Raw genomic sequence first — 22817 nt, forward strand, 5'->3', positions numbered from 1 at the left:
TATCTTTAGTTTTATAGAGTCAAACACAAAGATGAATAATGGTTATAGAAGTAGATCAATTGATAGATTACCATTTGATTAAGTACAAAGGGTTTATCAATAAAGAGAAGAGATTTTACGCAGAGCAGAATGCAGATAGCGATTTTGTAGATATTAATTTGTTTTCGACGAGTAGTGATATTCCTGTTTTTAATATTAGAAGAGGAGAAGGTACAGGTCTATTTAAGCCTGCAAAATATATTCTAACAGATCAGCATGGGAATACAGCGAGGTTAGAAATGCTCTCTTATTGGAAAACTCACTATCAATGTCATTATAACTATAAGGTATATGATATTTATGCTCATCGCGGACTAAAGTGCTCTATTTTTGAAAACAGGAAACAAATCGCTTGGTGGGATAAGGAAAGAATAAGTATTAGTTATGCTGATAATTATTTTATGATTGCCAATAATGATGTTAATCAAGAATTACTTATTGCTTTTTGTCTAGCGTATGATGATTATCATTTTGAACCAGCAGAATATAGAAGGCATTTCATAAGAGATAAAATAAAACTAAGTATAGGAAATATCTTTTTTGAGAAAAGAAAATTTGATAAAAACTGGAAGGCAAATAAATATTGAGTAAAATAAAATCCAATAGATAATATTATCTAAATTTATAAAGAGAACAAGAACCTTAAAAATATACAGAAATGAGTATTCTAAAAGCAACACAACAAGAACAAGATAACTTCTTTTGGAAGATTATAGATGAATCTAATGATGTAAAAGATTTTGATTGGGAGGAATATGATCAAGATCAACACATCGATCAAATGATTGATTTATTAAGTAAAACAGACAAAGATCATTTAATCGTTTTCGAGAAAGTAATGCAACAACAATTACATAGATTGTACACTGCGGAGATAGCAGAGCTGTACATCGTCTTGAATAATGATTTTGAGGTAGAAGACGATGTGATAGACTTTGATGATACGATTTCTGATGATGCATTTATCTATTTCAGATGTTGGTTATTACTTAAAGGTAAAGATTTTGTAGAAGAAATTAGTAGTGATATTCAGAACTTTGTAAATGGAGAATATAGTTTTGATATCGGAGAGTGTGATGCAGAAGAGTTATTGTATGTAGCAGACTTAGCTAATGAAGAGATGACGGGTATCGAAGAGTCAGAAGAAATAAGAGATGCTATTTATGAGTCTTTTCCAGACGTAGTGAACTATGATGATGTAGATGTGAAGATGAATAGAGAGGTAAAAGGAGGAACAGCGCTACAAAAGGCTTACCCAGAATTGGTAGAAGAAATATGTGATGTACGCTCTGACGTAGAAGAATAAGATAAAAAGAAGTTTAAAGTATCTATGCTCTAAACTTCTTTTTTTAATCCAGATTACGATAGACATCTAAACGAAAAGTAATTATATAAAAATAGGCCTGAGTAAGTGAGTATAGCATACTATAGTATGGTTTTAGAGCTAATGAAAGAGCTACGAAGTAGAATTGCTTTGTAGTATTTGGCTAATGCGGAATCTGGGTTTAAATACTAAAAGGTAAATATGAAAGGAAAGACATTGTTTAGGAGTTTGTTGATAGCAGGTTTGTTATTTGTAGCTACAGAAGCACAAGCTCAAAAAATAGAGAAAAATTATAGAGAAGATTGGACTTACTCACATAATAGATATGATGCTCAGTTAGAAAAATCCTTCTTTGGAGGTTTAGATTTCTCAGATAATAATAGAAATAAATTAGAATTTTCAAAAGAGTACCTAAACTTAGAATATAGCGGGATTCTGGAGGATGACGAGTTTCAGCAGTTGTTCTTAATGGACTTAGTTAAGAAGTATAAGTATACTAATCGTTATACAGCAACTTATGAGGTGGATATGTTTGGAAAAGTGACGATAAAAGATAACCAAGGAAACAGGATTGAGTACGGTACAGATTTGTTTGGGAATAAAATTTATGAAGACAAGAAAAGAGGGATTAAGTATTCTATTGGAAAAGATTTAATGGGAGACTATAACTATAAGTCTGGTAGAGAAAGCGCTAGTTTAAAGAAAGATATCTTTGACAAATGGAAGTATACAGATAGTTTTGGTAATAAATTAGAGATAGGACAAGAGACTTGGGGACGCTGGATTACACAGTTTAGAGATGAAGAAGGGATATTACTCTATTTGACAACACTTTTTTTTAGAACGAATGATAACATTATGTATAGAGAAGAAGGAAGATATCATCATTCCTTTTATTAGAATAGGTGATCCTTTATGGGAGGAGAATACTAGACTTATTATAGAGTCCTTAGCTGATAATTGGGGAAATGATTTAGCAAGCCCTAAATCAGAAGAGGAAATACAACTATTAGAAGCAAGAATAGCAACAAGTTTACCAAATTCTTTAAAGGAATTCTATAAAGTGTTTGGGGTAGCTGATATAGGCGAACAGTTAATCAGCTTTGATGAAATAGATTATCTTGGTAAAATATGGGAACCTCACCCAGAATACGGTCCTAGCTTCACACAAGAGGACTTATCAGTGTTACCTTACTTAATTACTTTTAGTGATTATCTAGGTAATGGTAATATGTTCTGTTTCCATAAAGAGACTAAAGAAATCTATTATTTTGATCATGATAGTCAGCCTTATTTGACGAAGATGTTTAGTCTTTTTGATGATTACTTAAAAGGGTGTTTGGTTTTTGCACAGGCAGATTTATTTGGAGAAGTAGGGCAGGATAAGGTTGATCAATGGACAGAACAAATAGTTGATGAGTTGATAGAAGCAGACCTAGTTCGTAAATGGAGATATTAAAATAAAACAATTGGAATGATAGAAATAGCTAATTGGAGAACTTTCGAAGAACAGTATAACTTCGAAGAGTCTGTATATAATTATGTAAGAAAATCACTTGAACTAATCAGCCAATCTACTTTAAAAGAAGAAGTGTTTTGTTCTTTTGCTTTTAACTGTAGTGCATATAATGGATATGTATTATTGAGTTTAGACACCGATATGCTGAATAGAGAGAGAAAGTATTACCCACCAGATTGGACTTATGAAGTTGTAGAAGATTATGTTTTAGAACTTAGAAGCCTTGGTAGTCGCCTTTATGAACCTATAGAAGATGCATATCACAATATTGTAAAGGATTTAGAAGATCAGTATAAGTTCGATGATTTTACTAATGGCTTTTTGACTAGTTTGAGAAGAGTAATGGTAAGAATAGAAAGAGAGAATCTACTATCACAGTATTTAAAAGTAACACCTGAGCTATGGACATTGGTTACTGAAATAGATGCCGATGAAGAGGAAGAAGAAAGCTTGTTACAAGAAGAGCGTACTCGCAGTATGGAAGTATAAAACTAAACAAGGGAAGTAACTTACTTCCCTTGTTTAGTTTTATAAAGTTCGTTTGCGTACTAACTTATTAACTCTACTCATTAAGATAATACTAATAGTAGATACAACAACAAGTACATAAGCTACGATATTGTAATTAACAAGTGGGCTGTTATCATGCTCTTGGTAGACAATTAGTCCCGCGATAGCAGCAGCAATACCTCCTGATATCTGTTGAAGTGAAGAAGTAATACTCATATAAGCTCCTCTGTCAGCTGTATCAGGCACAGCACTGTTTAAGGCTGATGAAGGAACCATACGACTCATGATACCGATCATCATTAAGATATTTGTTCCAACTACTAGAGCAAAAGGGATTTGAGAAAAATTAGTATAGACCACACTAACTATCATTAACCAAATAGATGCAATGGTAAATAATTTGTATTTACTCACTCTATCACTTAAACGACCTATAAAAGGCATTAATGTTAATGAGGTAACTCCAGATATCATAAATAGGATAGGTAACTGATCTGGATGAACACCTAAGTTATTCACAGCAAAGATAGTTCCGAATGGCATCATCATAAATCCTCCTACAGATAGCATGGTGATAGACATAAATCCTATTCTATAATCCTTGTTTTTCACAGTATTCCACAGATGCGTAAGTACCTTTTTTTGAGGTTGTAGACTTAAGTGATCTCTGACAGGTTTTAAATAGAACCCAATAGCAATAGCGATAAGTATTGACAATCCTACAATCATAAAGAAAGGAGCTTCCCAAAACCATTTGTTAGCAATATATAAGCCTATAGGAATACCAAGTACCTGGCTTGCTCCAAATCCCATTTGTATAAACCCCATTACTCTTCCTCGTTGTTTTAGTGAAAAGATATCCGTGATAATAGCCATAGAGATAGAGCCTATTACTCCTCCAAATAGTCCTGTAAAGATGCGAGCAAATACGAGTGTCTCATAAGAGTTTGCTAAACCACAGAATAGGGTTCCAATGATAAAGCCAATGTAGAAGAACAATAATAGTTTCTTTCTATCAAACTTATCTGCAAAGCCTGCTGTGAGTAGTCCTGCAGCTCCTGCGCTAAATGCATAAGCAGATACAGCTATCCCAAAATCCTGTGTAGACATAGATAAGCTTTTTAGTAAGAGATCTCCTAGTGGAGCCATAACCATAAAGTCTAAGATAACAGTGAATTGTGTGATGGCTAATATGAAAATAACGAATTTCTCGTATTTGGTAAACTTTTGATCTAGCGTCTGTGTCATAGTAATATATAGAGATATCTCTTTAATTTACATCTAAATAAATTGAAAAGAGTGAAATGCAAATATAAGTCATTATTCTTTTCTTTATCTTTAGCTAGTGAGTACTAAAATAATTAACTTTATTAGTTAGATATTTACTGTATATAGTATCTACTATATTACTTGTTTATAGTGTTTTTAATTCTCTACGATGAATAAGAATAGTTTTAGTATCTAAGTTTTATCAAGTAGTACAAATAGAGAACTTTAGTGACTTAATCGTGAAAGAGGTGTCCTAAGAGAATGTTCTTGTGGAGCATATATAAAAGTATATAATATATAAAAGAGGATAGACGTAATTAAAAAGGTGATGAGTATAAGTTTATATAAAAAAAAGTACAATGAACTTTCTAAAATGTTTAGAGAGAGTTATAGCATTAAGGACTTAGCGTCTGATTTATTTGATTTATTGTATGCATTGCAAGCAGATGAACAAACGAGTGAGAATTTATTGTTGCAGAGTCATATTTATGCATTATTAGAGTATTGGGAGACTGCATATAGATTGTTACTTGAAGTAGAAAGTAGTAAAACTCATAAAATCCAAGATAAGCTTTTTGTTTTTTCAGAGAAAGCAAAGACTCATAAAGATATTTTTGGTGTAAAAGATCTTCGAAAGTTAAGAGAAAGAAAGACAATAGACCTTCTGTTTCCAGAAGATATCACCCTTGTAGAGGGGACTAATAATCAATATGGTATAAAAGAGAAGAGAGTAGTTATTTTTAATAAGTACTGTCCACTTGATCGGTTTTTGATTATTAGCCATATTCCTTTTGATAGCAGAGCACAGTCTAAGGTGATAGATTATCTATATTGGCTTACAGACTTGCGTGAAGAGCTAATAGGATTCTATAATAGTGAGAATAACGCTTTCCTTCCTTTCTTAGACGGAAAAGCAGATGATGATTGGTATGATACCTTAGATGTATATAGTGTTACAATCTGTTTACATAATTTAGCACATATTACAGCGTCTATTGCAATAGGGGATGAGCTTATCGCTGATCATATTATAGATATAGAAATTTCTAATAAAGAATGTATCGAAATGAGTATAGATGGATAATAGAATATCTTGACTCTTACTATGTATATGAAGCCTGTATGAGTTAGAAGTGTGTTCTAATAAATACAGGCTTCTTGTTTATAGATGATGAAGTGGTCTAACGTCAGATAGTTGTTTATATTCTTCTACTAACTTATCTAAGAATGTATATAAGGCTTGATTCATTGTAGTATAGTCGTATTTCATTAGTTGTTGAGCAGACTGTACAAAGCGATGATTAGCATATCTCACTAAGCTTTCTTGGTCATTAGCAATAATTAATTCTATTACTTCTGGTGTAAATTCCATATGACACTGCAATCCATACACTAGATTAGAATATTCTATTATTTGTCTAGGACATCCTTCGCTAGTAGCTAGTACTATAGCATCTGGTGTAAGTCCTGGCATATCATTGTGCCAGTGGCCTACTGGAAGTTCATTTTCTATATGTTTAAACTTTGGATGGGTCTTTCCTTCATCAGTAAGGTGAATAGGCCATACACCAAACTCTTTTTCTGGGCTGTGACTATAAGCGTTACACAGAGCTTCTCCTATTAGTTGTGCCCCTAGACAAACACCAATAACCGCTTTATGAGCAAGTATACACTTTAGTATCAATTCTTTTTCTTTTTGTGCATCAAAATAAGGGCATTCATCTGTTGTCGTAATAGGATCTTGAGGTCCTCCTAATACGATTAGTAAATCAATGTGTTCTGCTGAGGTAGGCAAAATATTGTTTTCATATAGTTTAGTCATACTTACACTATAATTATGATCTTTTACCCAATCTAAAAAGGCACCAGGCCCTTCATACTCTTCGTGAATTACAAAATGTATATGCATTATATCTATTGTTTGATTGGCAACAAAGGTAAATGCCTAGATAATGAAGGGTATAGTCCAGAATAAACAAAAGCTTCCTAGTCCAAGTAAATAAGGCGAAATTAGAAAGTATGGGGTATATGGTTGCTTATATTTTATTAAAATATACTAAATAGTTATGGTTTGTTTATTTTTGTTGTTTTTAAAATAATTTTTAATATATAAATAGTTGTAAAGTAGTTGTTATGTGGTATTATTGTAGGCGTAACCTCTGTTTTGTTGTGTTTTTGACAATACTTAATGTAGTTTTGTATTAGGTGATTAACCCCACATTCCCAATCTAACGTATGAGAAAACAATTACTAAAAACAGGTTTATTAAGTATTGCTTTATTTGCGCTAAGTACTAGTGTACAAGCTCAGCGTGTAGCTGAGAAGAAAGCTGATAAAGAGTATGAAAAACTAGCTTATATAGATGCTATAAAAATCTATGAACGCATGGCTAAAAAAGGATATATTAATGGAGATATATTAATGAAATTAGCTGATTCATATTATTTTAATGGGAAGCTACTTGATGCTAATAAATGGTATACAGAGCTGTTTAATGGAGAGTATGATGATAAGGATACAGTGAAGATTCCTTCAGAGTACTACTATCGCTATGCACAAACCTTAAAAGCTGCTGAACAATATGATGCTTCTAAGAAGGTAATGGAGCAGTTCGTTGTATTAGAAAAGGAAGACTCTAGGGCAAAATTATACCTAGCGAATAAGGACTATTTAAAAACAATAGAGGAAGGTACAGCTCGTTATGAATTGACACATACATCTATTAATACTCCTTATTCTGATTATGGAGCAGCAGTGATAGGAGATCAACTTATTTTTACTTCTGCACGTCCTTCTAGTGAATTATCAAGTAAGAAATTACACGAGTGGACGAATGAGAGTTTTACTACACTATACAGTAGTACGATCTTAGCAGATGGTAAGTTAGGAGAGCCTGTTGTTTACGCTCCTGAGTTGAGTTCTAAGGTTAATGATGCTACTGCTGTATTTACGAAGGATGGAAAGACCATGTTCTTTACTCGTAATAATTCTAATTTAAAAGGAAAGCGTAAAAACAATAAGAAAAACTCGTCTCTATTAAAGATATTTAGTGCTACTAAACAAGCTAATGGTACTTGGGGAGATATAAAAGAATTACCAATCAACTCAGATAACTTTAATACTGCGCACCCAGCGTTGACACCAGATAATGAATGGTTATATTTCTCTTCTGATAGAGAGGGAAGCGAAGGGCAGTCAGATATTTTTAGAGTAGCTTTATATCCTAATGATGTGTATGGAGGTGTAGAGAATATCGGGAAGAAAGTAAATACAGCAGGGCGTGAGACATTCCCATTTATTTCTTCTGATAATTATTTATTCTTTGCCTCTGATGGTCATCCAGGTTTAGGAGGATTAGATATCTTTTCGGCTAAGTTAGAGAAAAATGGGGTGATAGGAGAAGTAGTTAATTTAGGAGCGCCTATTAATAGTCCGTTTGATGATTTTTCTATTTATATCAATAGAGACACAAATGCAGGATATGTGAGTTCAAACCGACCAGAAGGGTTAGGAGGAGATGATATCTATTCTTTTATTCAGAAAGCATGTCTACAGCATATAATAGGTACTGTATATGATATTAAAACAAAGAAAGGTATTCCTAATGCAACTGTTGTGATATCAGATGGATTATATGAAAAGTCTAAAACCATTCAGACAGATGAGCAAGGTAAGTATAGTTCTGAGACATTAGATTGTAGTGAGAAGTATCGTATTAAGGCAGAAGCACCAGAGTATAGTACAGTAGAGTTAGTATTTGCTGCAGCTGATGTGGCAGGTGATAAAGAAGTGAATATCGGTTTAGATAAGGCATATGAGACAGTAGGTATAAACGATGATTTATTTAAGAAGCTAAAATTACAACCTATCTATTTTGACTTTGATCAATCATTTATCCGTAGAGATGCATCGATAGAGTTGATGAAAGTTGTTGAGGTAATGAGAGAGTACCCAGCTATGATCATAGATGTGCGTTCACATACAGATAGTAGAGGAAATGACAATTATAATTTAGCCTTATCAGATAGACGTGTGAAAGCAACTATTAAATGGATGATTTCGCAAGGTATAGAACCAAATCGTCTGACAGGTAGAGGATATGGAGAAAGTCAACTACAGAACAGATGTTCTAATGGAGTACCATGTAGTGAAGCGGATCATCAGCTAAACAGAAGAAGTGAATTTATCATTATAAAAATGTAACAAAAAAGAGGCGAGAGCCTCTTTTTTTAATTAGGAATTAGGAGTTAAGAATTAGGAGTTATCTGCCTTGCGGGCAATATGCACACACAGAGTATCAATGTAGAGATGCAATATTTTGCGTGTCACACAATACATACATACCATTTTCGTCTCCACACAGTAGTCATAAGTCATCTCCATAATCGTAGGGACTATTTCATACATCTGTACATCGTAACCACAAACTTTGTCTAGTTATAGAAATAGTCTTTTAATGTTTGAATACTATATATTTATCTAAATTATAAGTTTTAAAATTGTTATGCTGATTTTAAATATATTAAGATGAAAAAGATAGTACTTTTTATGAGTCTATTACTTATAATAGCTTGTAGTAGTGACGATGAATTTAGTCCAACAGTTGTTGATACTAATTATAGCATCATGTTAAAGGATATTAAAGGACATAATCTATTAGACCCTACGTATGAGGGATCCTTTTCTCATCAAAAAATAGTATTATATGAAGCAGATACAAATGGTCAAAACACATCTATTATTTATAGAAAAGGATCAGAAATAATAAAGTCTGTATCTATTGAAGGAAAGACGGAATATTATCTAGAAATACAAGGAGGTTCTTATATTGCACCTGATAGATATATTGTGTATTTATCTTTGCCAAATGGGGATTTAGATAAACTGGAAATGAAGTTTAAGAAGAAAGGTCATAGTACATTGAAATATGAAGTGTACTATAACTCTAAATTAATATGGCGTGAGGGAGATATTGATTTAGGGTTTGTTATCATTAAATAGATAAATATAAATAGTTGATAATTCTATCTTTTAGAATACCAACTATTTATATTATCGGTTTATAATTTCTCTATTTTCTGTGTTTTAAAGACGTATTTATCTCCCTACAGTAATCATAAGTATGTCATCATAAGATGAAATACTTCTCACACACTCTGCTTTTACTGACTTTCTTAGGAGGACATAGTATGAGTAAGTCCATTGTTTAATGTAGAGATGTCAATATTTTGCGTCTCCACACAATACATACACAACGTTTGTGGACGCGATATATGTACCCTATGCCGTAGGCAAAAGATGCCCTACGGACAATATGTACATACCGTACCACAATCATTATCCGCAATTGTAGGGATGTATTACATACATCCACATAAAACATCAAATGATGTTTTCCTACATGCAGGTATAACGTATTGGGTTATACAGAATATTTACGTCTCCATCAACGTATATCACGCCCTATTTTAATTAGGAATTACCTGCTCTGCGGGTAATAGGTACACACAGAGTATTAATGTAGAGACGTCAATATTTTGCGTGTCACACCATACATACACAATATGTGTAGATGTGTAGTGTGGTTACGGTGTGTAGACAGAAGATGTTCCGTCTGTACCTTATATTTGTTGTGTTCTTTTTGCAAAGACTTATCACATAATTATCCCCTAATGCCTGAAAGACAACAATTCTAAATTCCTAATTGAATTATAGTATTTCTCTTCTCAGATCTTCTGCAGACTTAGGAGATAATGCACCTAGAGGAATATCATATACAGTCATAGCACCAGTTTCTCCCTTTTGAGCTAATTTATATACAGCACGCGAGAAGGCTACTAATACACTAGCAGTAAACTCAGGGTTACTCTCAAGAGTTAGTCCAAATTCTATATTTTGTTTAGTGTCTGTACCTGTGATACCAGATCTAAACACTTTACCACCATGAGGCATAGCAGAGTGGTTTGCTTTAAGTTCTTCCTCAGATATAAAGTGTACTGTAGTGTTATAATCAGCGAAGTAGTTAGGCATTGTTTTGATAGTATGTTCTATGATAGAAGTATCAGCTCCATCTTCTGCTACTACATAACAGATACGCTCATGCTTCTCAGCTGTAGTTAACACAGGATTCTCACCTTGGCGAACTCTATCTAAAGCACTTTCTATAGGGATAGTATATTGTACACCACCTTTAACCCCAGAGATACGTCTAATCGCATCAGAGTGTCCTTGGCTTAGTCCTTTCCCCCAGAATGTATATGTTTCTCCTTGAGGTAAGATACTTTCTCCTAATAATCTAAGCATAGAGAACAGTCCTGGATCCCATCCCGTAGAGATAAGGCTCAACTTATTGTGATCTTTAGCTGCTTTGTTTACCGTATTAAAGAATTCAGGAATCTTAGCATGGGTGTCAAAGCTATCAACTGTATTAAACCACTGTGCGATATAAGGTACTTGTTCAGGTAGATCAGTAGAAGACCCACCACAGATAATCATTACATCGATGATATCTCTATATTCTGTGATTTGATCGATGTGTATTGCTTGAGCCTGAGTAGGAATGCTTTGAGGATCTCTTCTAGTGAAGACAGCTACTAATTCTAAATCAGTATTTTGACGAATAGCAAGTTCTACACCTTTTCCTAAGTTACCATAACCTACAATACCTATTTTGATAGGCTGATTAGAAGTATTCATATTTTTATTTTAAAAGTCTGTACAGTCCCTTTAGTTGTAGGGAGTTTCGTTTATAAGGGAGCTAATTTAGCTAAAACTTTAGACTTACTGTACACTAAATAGATTATCATTAGTTGTCCCCACGCATCTTTCCTTGGTTCATTATGAATAAAATAAGCTCTTTAAGTCATTTCCTTATTAGCTAGAAGGGATTTGATATGTAATCTCAAAAGGAGTTAAAGTTTTTTTGTATATTTGCAGAGTATTTTGCTTTAAATCAGAACCTTGTCTGAATACTTTTTAACTTGAAAGTATATAAATCAAAGCAAAAATGCTTCTTCGTTTAGCTTTAAAAAGTACTATATTTTTTAAGGCTAAAAACTCTCATTTAGCACTATCGGTTTAAAATTACTAAAAAACACTTGTCACTTTTTTCGAGTGTTTATGCGGTATTCATCGGTGTTTCTTCGGAAAAGCCCCCTTTTTTGCAATACTTTTCCGAACAACTTCCAAACCACGCCCGAACAAAGTGCTTTTTTTAGCTGTTAAACCCTTGGTGTTATTGGGGTTGGGCGTAGTTCGATAACTTCAGAACTAACATTTTGAGAATAAGTGTAGGTGCATTATGAGAACGGTAAAAAGTACTATTTGTGTTTCAATAGCAACCTAAGTATTGAGGGGAGTTATATAAATCAAATAATTTATAATCAAGATTGAGTGTTCAGCAATATGCTTTACGCACTAGATAAAATATAAATTCCCTAATTTTAGCCTTGAAAAATAAAAATAGTATGGAAGAGGCACAAGTGGTAATAGATCGTATATATAGTTATCTAGACAGGTATAGTTTAAAAACGAATACAGATACTGTAGAGGATTTGATTGCTTTTATAGAGGCGCAATGGAGCTTAGCTGATGAAAGTAAGTATAACATATACGAAGCCTCTATCATTATAGGACGTATGACTACTGAATATATAAGATTAGGAGAGTTTGAGAAGATGATGTTTTGGCTTGATGAAGGTGATAAGCATAGTAATAAAGATAGAAATCCTGAGTATGTACGCAATTATTATAAAGGAGAGTGTTGTTTAGAGTGTGGAAATGAAGAAGCTGCTCTGCATTATTTAAATTTGTGTTATGCTGTAGAGCCAGAGTATATCTTTACAAGAGCTCCTTTTTGCTATGAGTTTTTTAATCAACATTTAGAAAATCCTGTACAGTTGTCAGAGCCTATTGAAGAGGATGAGGTAGAAATAGAGATGGAGTTAGAACTACCTTTGTGGAAAGCCTTTTTTAAGATGGAAGAAGCTATCCGATGTGAAGTATTACTAGATTATATAGAAGATGAGGTAGATGAGAAGGAAGCAACAGAATTAATGAATCGAATAGTAAAGGACGTTCAAGAGAATGAACAGACTATTCTAGAAGAGTTATTGAGTAAGCTAGTTTCTAAATACGAGAAGTGGCAAGTGCAGTATGGATATGAAGCAGAGGATAAAGAAACTTTTATGCCTGATATTGTAGATAAGAATCAGTTCGGAATGTTGATTACACCGATGACTATCTATATTATACCAGAATCATGGACAGAACCTCCTCATATAGGATATCTCTTTGATTGTTCATGGGATAGAGAACATGCATTAGGATTCATGACTTATGACCATAAGGTAGAGCATATTGGTGGAGCAGATAGTGCTTTTTGTTTGTAGAGGAGTTGAATTATGTAAATTAATACACACCCTTCAAGGTATATACCTTGAAGGGTTTTTTGTTGTTAATCTATATTTATCCAAAAGGATTAGGCTCTATCATTGTGAAAAGTTAATAAACAAAACAGATTATTAGTCATAGCTTATTTTTTGTTTGATTTTTTAATTAATTATTAACATTTTGGTAATTGATGCGTAATGTTAAGGTTAACTAGTGAAGGTAGCTTTGCCTCAACAAAAAATGATAAACTAATGAAAATTAACTACAAATTACCAACTTGGATTTTAGGTCTAGTTATGACTGCGTCTGTAGTAGGGTGCCATGATGATAATAATTCAGGTAGTGGCGAAGGGGAAAACAATGGCGACAAAATTGTTTTAAAGAATCATTCAAAAACACCAGCTTTTGTTTACGCGATGCCTGGTTTTGAAAAATTAGAGATTTTTTCTCTTATTTCGAGTGAAGATAAATTAAGTGAATCTCCTGATTTCGTGTTTGGAGGACAACCTGATGGGGCTGGTTTTATGAAAGATCCTAAAGGAGATGGATATTTGATGATTACAAATCATGAGATTATGAAATCTGTTTCTCGTGTTTATTTAGATAAAACATTTAAACCTGTTAAAGGAGAGTATATTGTAGATGGAATAGGAGGGATTACAAGGCTTTGTTCTGCTACTTTAGCAAAACCAAAGATACATGGTTTTGGACCTGTATTCTTGACAGCTGGAGAGTCGGGAGAAGAAAGTATGGTACACGCTATTGATCCTATGGGATCTACTGATCTTAAATCTAATCGAGATAGAGTATTGCCAGCGTTGGGTAAAGCAAGTATGGAGAATGCAGTTCCGCTTCCTTTGGATGTTTCTAATGGGAAAACGATTGTTTTAATTGGGGAAGATCAAGGGTATTCTTCTAATCATCAAAGTGCAGGGCAATTAATCATGTATGTTGGAAATAAAGGTGATCTTCAAGGAGGAAAATTATATGCATTAAAACGTAAGTCAGGAGGATATACTGAGATGGATATGAAAAAAGGAATGGAGTATGATGTAGAGTTTGTAGAGATACCAGGCGCTAAAGATATGACTGGAGCTCAGATTAATCAAAAGAATATGGAGCTAGGAGTTATTCGCTTTTCTCGAGTAGAAGATGTTGATTATAGAAAAGGTGCAGGAAAAGGAAATGAAATTTACTTTACTGCAACAGGGCAAGCAAGCGGAGGTAATCCTGTAAATGGTTTTACGATGTGGGGAAGAGTATATAAACTAGTATTAGATAAAAACGGTATGATGACAGGTAAATTATCTGTTGCTGCAGAGGGAGATAGTGATCCTGGTAAGAATCTAATCAATCCTGATAACCTATGTGTGACTGAGAATTATGTATATATTCAAGAAGATGGAGATTCTTATTATGCCGATGCAAAACATGATTCTTATATCTGGCAATATAAAATAGCTGATGGTTCTTATAAACCATGGTTGAATATGAAGCACAATAGAGAAGATGCGGAGTGGCAAAAGAATTATAATCAATCTGGAAATCTTCAGAAATTTGGTTCTTGGGAGTTTGGAGCAATGGAAGATATCTCTGAGTTGATAGGTGTTCCAAATACTTTTTCTGTTAATATTCACTCGCATACTTGGCAAAAAAATGAATTTGTTGATGCAGATAAAGCGGGTGTGAACAAGAATAAAGAAGGAGGTCAGGTAGTGATTATTCGCAACGTAGAAAAATAGTTTAAGTTCTAATGTTTTGTAACCTCTAGTAGTATCTTATTTACTACTAGAGGTCTTTTTTTAGATTTTATGAAAACAATTAAATACACTTTTTTGATTGTTTTGGTTTGTTGTTTATTTAGTTGTTCCAACAAAACCAAAATATATGAAAATATTACTTATAATAACTATTTATTGACTCAAGTAGATAGTTTAGAAACGACAATAAATAATTTAGTAGATGCAGTAGAACAAGGTAAAGATAGTACTGTTGTTAGAAATGCGTTCGTAGAGAGTAGAAAGGCTTATAAAAAAATAGAGTGGGCAGTTGCCTATTTTTTACCTCATACAAGTAAATCAATTAATGGACCTGCACTAGATCAACTAGATTTAGATGAGAATAAATATGTACCTGCAGAAGGGTATCAGGTTGTAGAAGAATATCTATATCCTGTCTATGAACTAGAAAATTATGGCGAACTACTTATTGATACAAAGAGGTTAAAAAACTTTGTACTGAGTATACGCAAGAATTTTGAAGTAATTACCATTTCGGAAGATGTAGTTTTAGAGGCATTAAAGATGGAGTTGTTTCAGATTACAGCTTTAGGGATTACAGGTTTTGATACTCCAGCAAGTAAATTGTTATTTGTGGAAGCTGCCGCTAGTCTATCAGGAGTTAAACAAGTATTGGAGTTATCGAAGAATTGGCAGAATACAGCTTCTTATCCAGAAGTGAAATTATTATTAGATAAAGCTATAACTATCTGTCAAAAAAATCCTAACAAGGACAGTTTTGATTATCTAGATTTTATTACTTCGTATTTAGATCCCATAGCAAAAGGAATTGTAGGGATACAAAGGGACTTAGAGATTCCTTTTAAGGATGGTAATCAAGTGGTAAAAGGTAGTGTGAACTCACTTTTTGATAAGGGTTTGATTAATTTAAATGCTTTTTTACCAGATTCTACTTACTATTTAACGCCAGCAAAGGTTGCTCTAGGTAAAGAATTGTTTTTTGATAAAAAGCTTTCTAAAGATAGTTTTAGAAGTTGTGCTGATTGTCATCATCCAGATAAGGCGTTTAGTGAGCCTTTTAAAACAGCATTAGACCTAAAAGGTCAACCACTTCTGCGCAATACGCCTTCTCTGAATTACTCAGCATATTATCACGGGCAGTTTTGGGATATGCGAAGTGTTACTTTAGAGAGTCAGTCTTCTGATGTAATCACAAATAAAGATGAGATGCATGGAGATTTAAAACAAATAGTAGCTCATCTTAACGAAGAAGAAAAATACAAAAAACAGTTTAAAACAGTATACCAAACGGAAAAGGAAATAGAAGTATGGCAATTAGAAAATGTGTTAGCTTCTTATATTCGTTCTCTTTCTGTTTTTAACTCTCGTTTTGATCAGTATATGAGAGGTAATAAACAAGCTTTAACTTCTCGTGAAAAGAAAGGGTTCAATTTATTTGTAGGTAAAGCACAATGTGCAACTTGTCATTTTATGCCGGTGTTTAATGGGACAGTTCCTCCGTTTTTTGTGAATTCGGAACAAGAAGTATTAGGAGTACCAGCAGATAAACAAGGTAAGGTCTTAGATGGTGATTTAGGTAGATATGTATTTAATACAGATCTACCACAATTAAAACATTCGTTTAAGACACCTACTGTTAGGAATATAGGAGAAAGCGGTCCTTATATGCATAATGGTGTGTATGAGACCTTAGAAGAAGTAATGGATTTTTACAATAAAGGAGGAGGATTAGGTATGGGACTAGAAGTAGAAAGCCAAACCTTACCAGAGGATCCTTTAGAATTAACAGAGAGTGAAATCTCAGATATAATTGTATTTATGAAGGCATTAAGTGACCAATAATAAAAGTTAAATTCGTTTTAAAGCTCATGGTGTAGAACAATACATTGTGAGCTTTTTTAGTTATAGAAGTAGAGTAGAAGAGTTTCTTGTGATTTATTGAAAAAAGAGTACTTTTAGCACTCAAGTTTAAAAGAAATGTTATGGGTTTTTTTGATAAATTATTTGGAAAAGGCGTTAAGGAGGCAAATACTGTTGAATTAGAGACACAATATCAACAATTTTGGGATTGGTTTATTGCTAATGAGTCAAAATTCTATAAAACAATAGAAAATCATGAACGAGTAGTTGAAGATTTTATTGACATTGTCAGTCCTAAGTTAAAGGATATTAATCCAGACTTTAATATGCTAACAGGGATGGGAAAAGAGGGGATAGGAGAACTAATTATTTCTCCTGATGGTAGACTAAAGTCATTGCCTTTTGTAGATGATTTTATTGAAGCAGCTCCAGAGCATGAAAGATGGCGTTTTATCAGTTGTAAACCGAGTGTAAAAGGGATAGGGTTAAATATGAATGGTTTTTTACTAGATGAAGAGACAGTTTCATTTGTACCTATTCACGATGATGAGTATCCAGATTATATTCATTTACGTTTTATAATTAAAGAATGTACTCCTGAGAATGAAGAAGAAATAGGGAATGCTCTTTATATGTTTTTAGACAATTACCTAGGTGAGATTAAGACAATGACCATGATAGATTACTTAGAAGTAAAAGGGGTAGAAGATGTTGAAGGAGAGTTGATTCCAGTGTCTAAGTTAAGCGATTATTTAAGTTATAGGGAAACGGAATTTGTGGAGAAGTATGATAGTGTGATTCGCAATAGTGAGGAGGATACTTATTCTATATTAGAAAGTGATACTGATCATGAGCCCTTAATAGTGGTAGTGAATACTAGTTTTTTAAACTGGGATCAAAAAATGTCTTATCCTTGGGTAGTGAAGGTTTCTATGGCTTATAATGGACGTGAGGATGGGCTACCAAATAAACAAGATGTCACGACAATGGATGAGATAGAAGATCTAATTCTCGAATCAGGAATCTTGCATAGTGTGGCCAGAGAGACAGGTTCTGGAGAACGCACTTTATTCTTTGCAACAAAAGATTATAGAAGCGCATCTAGAGATGTATTTAAAACAATCGGCTTATTTACAGATCGCTTTGATATTGACTATACTATTTATAGAGATAAATATTGGATGGGGCTAGAAGTCTATACAAGAGCGATTAATAATGGCTAGTGAATATAATATGATTTAGGTGATAGTTTTAATTTTTATTTAAAACATTTTAGTTATTATCTATTTAGTAATGAGAATAGTTAGTACGGATATTGAGATTTATGTAGTTGGTAAAGCTGTCAGAAAAAGTGTTAAAACAAGGATAAAACCTAAAAACACAAGGGTAGCAAATATGAAAATCTAAATAGTTATCCTATATTTGGGATGCTAAAAAAAAGAAATCATGAAAATTTTAATATCACCTGCTAAGAGTTTAGATTATACAACAGCGGTACCTGTAGAAAAAGCTACAAAAGCTTCATTCATCAAAGAATCAAAAGTAATCAATGAAGTTTTACAATCTAAAACTCCTATGGACTTAGAGGCTCTAATGAAGATATCTAACAATCTAGCAGAACTAAATTGGAAGAGAAATCAAGAGAGAGCTTTTGTGAAGAAAGCTGGAAGGGAAAAAGATTTTAGACAAGCAGTTTTTGCTTTTAATGGAGATGTATACGCTGGTTTAGACCCTTATAGTCTAACAGCAGAGAAAATAGAGATATTACAAGATAAATTAAGAATATTATCAGGTCTTTATGGCTTGTTAAAACCTTTAGATGAAATAGAACCGTATCGCTTAGAAATGGGAACTAAAATGGCTGTAGGAGCAAATGCAAACTTATATGAGTTTTGGAAACCAATTTTAGCAGAAGCTTTAAATAAAGAAATGAAACAAGGTGAGTTACTAATTAACTTAGCTAGTAATGAATATTTTAGTGCTATTGATAAAAAAGCGATTAAAGGAACTCTTGTTACTCCAGATTTTAAAGAATTGAGAGAGGGAAAACTGAAGACAATCAGTTTCTATGCTAAAAAAGCAAGAGGAATGATGGTGCGTTATATCATAGATAATAATGTCAATGATATAGAGGGTTTAAAAAAGTTTAATGTAGATGGGTATGCATGGAGTGAAGCTGATTCTAAGGGTAATAATTTAGTGTTTACAAGATAAAATTTTATATACCACCAATATACAAATATGGAATTAGTACATTATATTACTTCAGATGTATTTACAATCGAGAAGTTAAATGAGATTTTAACTCAAGGTCAAAAAATACAGCTTTCTGAAGAGGCAAGAGCGAATATTGTGAATTGTCGTATGTATTTAGACGATAAAATGGCTAAACAAGCAGATCCTATTTATGGGATTAATACAGGGTTTGGTTCATTGTGTAACGTCAAAATAGACAGTGATAACTTATCTCAATTGCAAGAAAACTTAATGATGTCTCACGCTTGTGGAACAGGAGAGATTGTTCCTGAAGAGATCGTTAAGATTATGTTGTTGTTAAAAGTGAAGTCTCTTAGTTACGGTAACTCAGGGGTTCAGTTAGAAACAGTAGAGAGATTAATTGATTTCTTTAATAATGATATTCTTCCTGTAGTTTATAACCAAGGGTCTTTAGGGGCTTCAGGGGATTTATCTCCACTAGCACACTTGACATTGCCATTAATCGGTGAAGGAGAAGTGTTCTGTGATGGATTTAGACAACCGGCCAATAAAGTGCTAGCTAATCACAATTGGCAGCCTATAAAATTAAAATCAAAAGAAGGATTAGCCTTGTTGAATGGAACTCAGTTTATGAGTGCTTATGGGTGCTATATTCTTTTGAAATCAAAGAAATTATCTTATTTAGCTGATGTTATAGGGGCTATTTCTTTAGAAGGTTTTGATGGTAGAATTGAACCGTTTAATGAATTAATTCATTATGTAAGACCTCATAAAGGGCAGATAGAGACAGCACAGTTCTTTAATGAAGTTTTAGAAGGGTCTGAATTGATTAGTCGTCCAAAAGAGCACGTTCAAGATCCATACTCATTCAGATGTATTCCACAGGTACATGGAGCATCAAAAGACGCTATCGATTATGTGAATCGCGTGTTTAAAACAGAGATTAACTCTGTAACAGATAACCCAAATGTGTTTTATAAAGACGATATTATCGTTTCTGGAGGTAATTTCCATGGACAACCATTGGCATTAGCGTTAGATTTCTTAGGAATTGCTTTAGCTGAATTGGGAAGTATATCAGAACGTAGAACTTATCAATTGATATCAGGACTTAGAGGTCTACCAGCATTCTTGGTTTCTAATCCAGGTTTAAACTCAGGGTTTATGATTCCTCAATATACAGCTGCGAGTATTGTAAGTCAGAACAAACAATTAGCAACTCCTGCGAGTGTGGATAGTATCGTGTCAAGTAATGGACAAGAAGACCACGTAAGTATGGGGGCTAATGGGGCTACGAAGACGCTACGCATAGTAGATAATTTAGAGCGCATTCTAGCTATAGAATTGATGAATGCAGCACAAGCATTAGAGTTCAGAAGACCTGCGAAATCAAGTGAGTTCATTGAATCTTTCTTGAAAATTTATAGAGAAGAGGTTTCTTTTGTAGATGTTGATCGCATTTTACATTATGATATAGAAAAGTCAATAGCATTCTTAAATTCATTTCAAATAGATTTAGAAGCTTAAGACTTATAAAATTATAGAAATATTAGGATTAACCGCATCTTTCTTTCTAAAAGGGGTGCGGTTTTTTTAATATATATGCTATATTTGTATACGTTTATAAAAATGATTCTCATTGGCCAACATTAATAAACTTAAAATCCTAAATGATCCTATTTATGGATTCATTTCTATACCAAATTCTTTGGTATATGACTTAATTGAACACCCTTATTTTCAACGATTGAGAAGAATCTCTCAAATGGGAGTGTCTTATCTAGTATACCCTGGTGCTCATCACACTCGTTTTCATCATGCTTTAGGCTGTATGCATTTAATGCAAAAAGCGGTACAAGTTTTGCGCTTTAAGAATGTAGAGATTTCTGAAGAAGAAGAAAATGCTTTGTATGTAGCTATTTTACTTCATGATATAGGGCATGGACCTTTCTCTCATGCGATGGAAGAAAGTATCGTAGAGGGAGTTCATCACGAAGAGATTTCAATCTTGTTTATGAATCGTTTAAATAAAGAGTTTGAAGGGAAGTTAGACTTAGCAATCAAGATATTTAAAGGTGAATATCACCGTAAGTTTATGTTACAATTGATCTCAGGTCAGTTAGACATGGATCGTATGGATTATCTAAAGAGAGATAGTTTCTATAGTGGAGTAGCAGAAGGTAATATTAACTCAGAGCGATTAATTCAGATGTTGAATGTAGTGAATGATGAGTTAGTCGTGGAAAAGAAGGGAATTTACTCTGTAGAGATGTTTTTGATCGCACGTAGATTAATGTATTGGCAAGCATATCTACACAAGACAAGTGTATGTGCAGAATTAATTTTAGTGCGTGTATTAAAACGAGCAAAAGAATTAACTCATAAAGGAGTAGAGTTATGGTGTAGTGAGTCTTTACAATTCTTTCTAAAGAATCAGATAGAAGAAGGAGATTTCGATCAAGTAGGGTTAGAGAAATTCGCTTTATTAGACGATTCAGATATTCTAGGAGCTCTTAAATCATGGCAATTCCATAATGATTTTATTTTGTCAGAATTGAGTAAAATGATTATTAATCGCGAGCTATTACGCATTGAATTTGTCTCAGATAAAGAGGAAACAAAGTTAAAGTTAAATAATATGCTTGATAAAGTATCTAAGAAATATTCTATTTCTAATGAGGCTTCAAAATACTTTGTATTTAAAGGTAAAATGGAGAATCAAGCGTATAGTAAAGATAAAGAGCCTATTATGATACTTAAAAAAGATGGGACAACAAAAGATGTGTTATCGGTATCAGATGAACTAAACCTTAAATCATTGACGAAAGTGGTGACAAAGTATTTTGTTTGTTATCCAAAAAACGTTTTTGAAAGTTAAATTTCAATTATATTTTATATTTTTGCCTCGATGAAAATAGCAGCAGAACAAATAGCGTCAGTATTAGAAGGAGAAATTGTAGGGAATCCTATGATAGAAGTAAGTACATTGGCTAAGATAGAGGAAGGAACAGCAGGTTCGATTTCTTTTTTAGCGAATCCTAAATACGTACACCATATATATACAACAAATGCCTCTGTGGTTATCGTAAATAAAACTTTCGAACCAGAGCATCCAATAACAGCAACTTTAATTAAAGTAGATGATGCGTATAAAGCATTCTCTAAATTATTAGAGTATTACAATCAAGTGAAATTAATGAAATCTGGAATCGAACAGCCTTCAGTTATATCAGAAGGAGTAGAGTACGGAGATGATTTATATTTAGGTAGTTTTGCCTATATTGGTAAAAATGTTAAAATAGGAAATAACGTAAAAATATACCCTAATACATTCGTAGGAGACAATGTACGTATTGGGGATAATACAGTTTTATTTGCAGGAGTTCGTATTTACTCAGAATCTGTAATAGGAGCTAATTGTACTTTTCATGCAGGAGTAATTATTGGATCTGATGGATTTGGTTTTGCACCTAATCCTGATGGGACATTTAATAAAGTTCCTCAGATAGGTAATGTTATCATTGAGGATAATGTAGAAATAGGTGCAGCGTCTACTATAGATAGAGCTACCTTAGGATCTACAATTATTCGCAAAGGAGTAAAGTTAGATAATCAAATTCAGATAGCTCACAATGTGGAGATAGGAGAGAATACAGTAATCGCTTCTCAAACAGGAGTGGCGGGATCTACAAAGATTGGAAAAAACTGTATGATAGGAGGGCAAGTAGGTATAGTAGGACATTTGACAATAGGTGATAATGTTCGTATTCAGGCTCAGTCAGGAGTAACTAAGAATTTAGAGAATGGTGCGGCAGTACAAGGTAGTCCAGCATTACCTCATAGTGATTTTTTAAAGTCATATAGTTACTTTAAAAACTTTTCTAAGATTGTTAGTGACATAGAGTCAATTAAAAAGAATATAAAATAA

At 33.2% G+C, this 22817-nt stretch carries 19 protein-coding genes; 16 read left to right on the forward strand and 3 right to left on the reverse strand.

Going from position 1 to position 22817, the window contains the following annotated elements; all coding sequences use genetic code 11:
* Positions 1–38 precede the first annotated feature (38 nt).
* From RT228_RS06770 to RT228_RS06790, 5 genes are all read left to right on the forward strand, one after another.
* Positions 39–626, forward strand: a complete 588-nt coding sequence (locus RT228_RS06770) for a hypothetical protein (RefSeq protein ID WP_006258942.1) — start codon at positions 39–41, stop codon at positions 624–626.
* A 71-nt stretch (positions 627–697) separates the two neighbouring features.
* On the forward strand, positions 698–1345 hold the full coding sequence (locus RT228_RS06775; protein ID WP_006261148.1) for a DUF4240 domain-containing protein: 648 nt from the start codon (positions 698–700) through the stop codon (positions 1343–1345).
* A gap of 219 nt (positions 1346–1564) precedes the next feature.
* Positions 1565–2263 (forward strand): hypothetical protein, encoded by a 699-nt coding sequence (locus tag RT228_RS06780; protein ID WP_313138531.1) that lies wholly within the window; start codon positions 1565–1567, stop codon positions 2261–2263.
* Entirely contained in the window at positions 2211–2822 is a 612-nt protein-coding gene (locus RT228_RS06785; RefSeq protein ID WP_313138532.1) for an SMI1/KNR4 family protein, read from the forward strand. Before RT228_RS06780 ends, RT228_RS06785 begins: the two co-directional genes overlap by 53 nt.
* A 15-nt stretch (positions 2823–2837) precedes the next feature.
* Positions 2838–3371 carry a DUF4303 domain-containing protein gene (locus RT228_RS06790; protein WP_313138533.1) on the forward strand — a complete coding sequence of 178 codons (534 nt, stop codon included), beginning with the start codon at positions 2838–2840 and terminating at the stop codon, positions 3369–3371.
* 39 nt (positions 3372–3410) lie between these two features.
* Here RT228_RS06790 and RT228_RS06795 read toward each other — a convergent pair whose 3' ends face one another.
* A complete protein-coding gene (locus RT228_RS06795; protein WP_016649469.1) occupies positions 3411–4640 on the reverse strand; it encodes an MFS transporter in 1230 nt (409 codons plus the stop codon).
* A 349-nt stretch (positions 4641–4989) separates the two neighbouring features.
* Here RT228_RS06795 and RT228_RS06800 point away from each other — a divergent pair, with 349 nt between their 5' ends.
* A complete protein-coding gene (locus RT228_RS06800) occupies positions 4990–5745 on the forward strand; it encodes a hypothetical protein (RefSeq protein ID WP_006258936.1) in 756 nt (251 codons plus the stop codon).
* 78 nt (positions 5746–5823) lie between these two features.
* Here the strand turns inward: RT228_RS06800 and RT228_RS06805 are convergent, their stop codons facing one another.
* A complete protein-coding gene (locus RT228_RS06805) occupies positions 5824–6570 on the reverse strand; it encodes a glutamine amidotransferase-related protein (protein ID WP_006263530.1) in 747 nt (248 codons plus the stop codon).
* 326 nt (positions 6571–6896) lie between these two features.
* Between RT228_RS06805 and RT228_RS06810 the strand changes: the two genes are divergently transcribed.
* Positions 6897–8864 (forward strand): OmpA family protein, encoded by a 1968-nt coding sequence (locus RT228_RS06810; RefSeq protein WP_006258934.1) that lies wholly within the window; start codon positions 6897–6899, stop codon positions 8862–8864.
* Between the two features lie 324 nt (positions 8865–9188).
* Positions 9189–9662, forward strand: coding sequence for a hypothetical protein (locus RT228_RS06815; RefSeq protein ID WP_006258933.1), 474 nt, complete (start codon positions 9189–9191; stop codon positions 9660–9662).
* A gap of 708 nt (positions 9663–10370) precedes the next feature.
* On the opposite strand, the gene RT228_RS06820 is transcribed toward RT228_RS06815, so the two are convergent.
* Positions 10371–11357: a diaminopimelate dehydrogenase gene (locus RT228_RS06820; RefSeq protein ID WP_006258932.1), complete on the reverse strand. Its 987-nt coding sequence runs from the start codon at positions 11355–11357 to the stop codon at positions 10371–10373.
* A 770-nt stretch (positions 11358–12127) separates the two neighbouring features.
* On the opposite strand from RT228_RS06820, the gene RT228_RS06825 reads away from it, so the two are divergent.
* The 8 genes from RT228_RS06825 to lpxD all read left to right on the forward strand — a co-directional run bounded on the left by RT228_RS06825 (position 12128) and on the right by lpxD (position 22817).
* On the forward strand, positions 12128–13051 hold the full coding sequence (locus RT228_RS06825; RefSeq protein ID WP_313138534.1) for a DUF6985 domain-containing protein: 924 nt from the start codon (positions 12128–12130) through the stop codon (positions 13049–13051).
* A 198-nt stretch (positions 13052–13249) separates the two neighbouring features.
* The gene (locus RT228_RS06830) at positions 13250–14794 is read left to right on the forward strand and encodes a hypothetical protein (RefSeq protein WP_006258930.1); all 1545 of its coding nucleotides are present in this window, start codon (positions 13250–13252) and stop codon (positions 14792–14794) included.
* 69 nt (positions 14795–14863) lie between these two features.
* On the forward strand, positions 14864–16654 hold the full coding sequence (locus RT228_RS06835) for a cytochrome c peroxidase (protein ID WP_016361617.1): 1791 nt from the start codon (positions 14864–14866) through the stop codon (positions 16652–16654).
* Between the two features lie 140 nt (positions 16655–16794).
* Positions 16795–17895 (forward strand): DUF695 domain-containing protein, encoded by a 1101-nt coding sequence (locus RT228_RS06840; protein WP_006258927.1) that lies wholly within the window; start codon positions 16795–16797, stop codon positions 17893–17895.
* Between the two features lie 223 nt (positions 17896–18118).
* On the forward strand, positions 18119–18886 hold the full coding sequence (gene yaaA / locus RT228_RS06845; protein ID WP_006258926.1) for a peroxide stress protein YaaA: 768 nt from the start codon (positions 18119–18121) through the stop codon (positions 18884–18886).
* 27 nt (positions 18887–18913) lie between these two features.
* Positions 18914–20416 carry a histidine ammonia-lyase gene (gene hutH / locus RT228_RS06850; protein ID WP_006258925.1) on the forward strand — a complete coding sequence of 501 codons (1503 nt, stop codon included), beginning with the start codon at positions 18914–18916 and terminating at the stop codon, positions 20414–20416.
* 112 nt (positions 20417–20528) lie between these two features.
* Positions 20529–21767 carry an HD domain-containing protein gene (locus RT228_RS06855; protein WP_006258924.1) on the forward strand — a complete coding sequence of 413 codons (1239 nt, stop codon included), beginning with the start codon at positions 20529–20531 and terminating at the stop codon, positions 21765–21767.
* Positions 21768–21797: 30 nt separating this feature from the next.
* Positions 21798–22817 (forward strand): UDP-3-O-(3-hydroxymyristoyl)glucosamine N-acyltransferase, encoded by a 1020-nt coding sequence (gene lpxD / locus RT228_RS06860; protein WP_006258923.1) that lies wholly within the window; start codon positions 21798–21800, stop codon positions 22815–22817.

The organism is Myroides sp. (assembly GCF_032073645.1).
Taxonomy (GTDB): Bacteria; Bacteroidota; Bacteroidia; order Flavobacteriales; family Flavobacteriaceae; genus Flavobacterium; species Flavobacterium odoratimimum.

Bases quoted from the DNA above. Each gene is read 5' to 3' on its own strand.
- RT228_RS06770 (WP_006258942.1), top strand. From the start codon at position 39: ATGGTTATAGAAGTAGATCAATTGATAGATTACCATTTGATTAAGTAC.
- RT228_RS06775 (WP_006261148.1), top strand. From the start codon at position 698: ATGAGTATTCTAAAAGCAACACAACAAGAACAAGATAACTTCTTTTGG.
- RT228_RS06780 (WP_313138531.1), top strand. From the start codon at position 1,565: ATGAAAGGAAAGACATTGTTTAGGAGTTTGTTGATAGCAGGTTTGTTA.
- RT228_RS06785 (WP_313138532.1), top strand. From the start codon at position 2,211: ATGATAACATTATGTATAGAGAAGAAGGAAGATATCATCATTCCTTTT.
- RT228_RS06790 (WP_313138533.1), top strand. From the start codon at position 2,838: ATGATAGAAATAGCTAATTGGAGAACTTTCGAAGAACAGTATAACTTC.
- RT228_RS06795 (WP_016649469.1), bottom strand. From the start codon at position 4,640: ATGACACAGACGCTAGATCAAAAGTTTACCAAATACGAGAAATTCGTT.
- RT228_RS06800 (WP_006258936.1), top strand. From the start codon at position 4,990: ATGAGTATAAGTTTATATAAAAAAAAGTACAATGAACTTTCTAAAATG.
- RT228_RS06805 (WP_006263530.1), bottom strand. From the start codon at position 6,570: ATGCATATACATTTTGTAATTCACGAAGAGTATGAAGGGCCTGGTGCC.
- RT228_RS06810 (WP_006258934.1), top strand. From the start codon at position 6,897: ATGAGAAAACAATTACTAAAAACAGGTTTATTAAGTATTGCTTTATTT.
- RT228_RS06815 (WP_006258933.1), top strand. From the start codon at position 9,189: ATGAAAAAGATAGTACTTTTTATGAGTCTATTACTTATAATAGCTTGT.
- RT228_RS06820 (WP_006258932.1), bottom strand. From the start codon at position 11,357: ATGAATACTTCTAATCAGCCTATCAAAATAGGTATTGTAGGTTATGGT.
- RT228_RS06825 (WP_313138534.1), top strand. From the start codon at position 12,128: ATGGAAGAGGCACAAGTGGTAATAGATCGTATATATAGTTATCTAGAC.
- RT228_RS06830 (WP_006258930.1), top strand. From the start codon at position 13,250: ATGTTAAGGTTAACTAGTGAAGGTAGCTTTGCCTCAACAAAAAATGAT.
- RT228_RS06835 (WP_016361617.1), top strand. From the start codon at position 14,864: ATGAAAACAATTAAATACACTTTTTTGATTGTTTTGGTTTGTTGTTTA.
- RT228_RS06840 (WP_006258927.1), top strand. From the start codon at position 16,795: ATGGGTTTTTTTGATAAATTATTTGGAAAAGGCGTTAAGGAGGCAAAT.
- yaaA (WP_006258926.1), top strand. From the start codon at position 18,119: ATGAAAATTTTAATATCACCTGCTAAGAGTTTAGATTATACAACAGCG.
- hutH (WP_006258925.1), top strand. From the start codon at position 18,914: ATGGAATTAGTACATTATATTACTTCAGATGTATTTACAATCGAGAAG.
- lpxD (WP_006258923.1), top strand. From the start codon at position 21,798: ATGAAAATAGCAGCAGAACAAATAGCGTCAGTATTAGAAGGAGAAATT.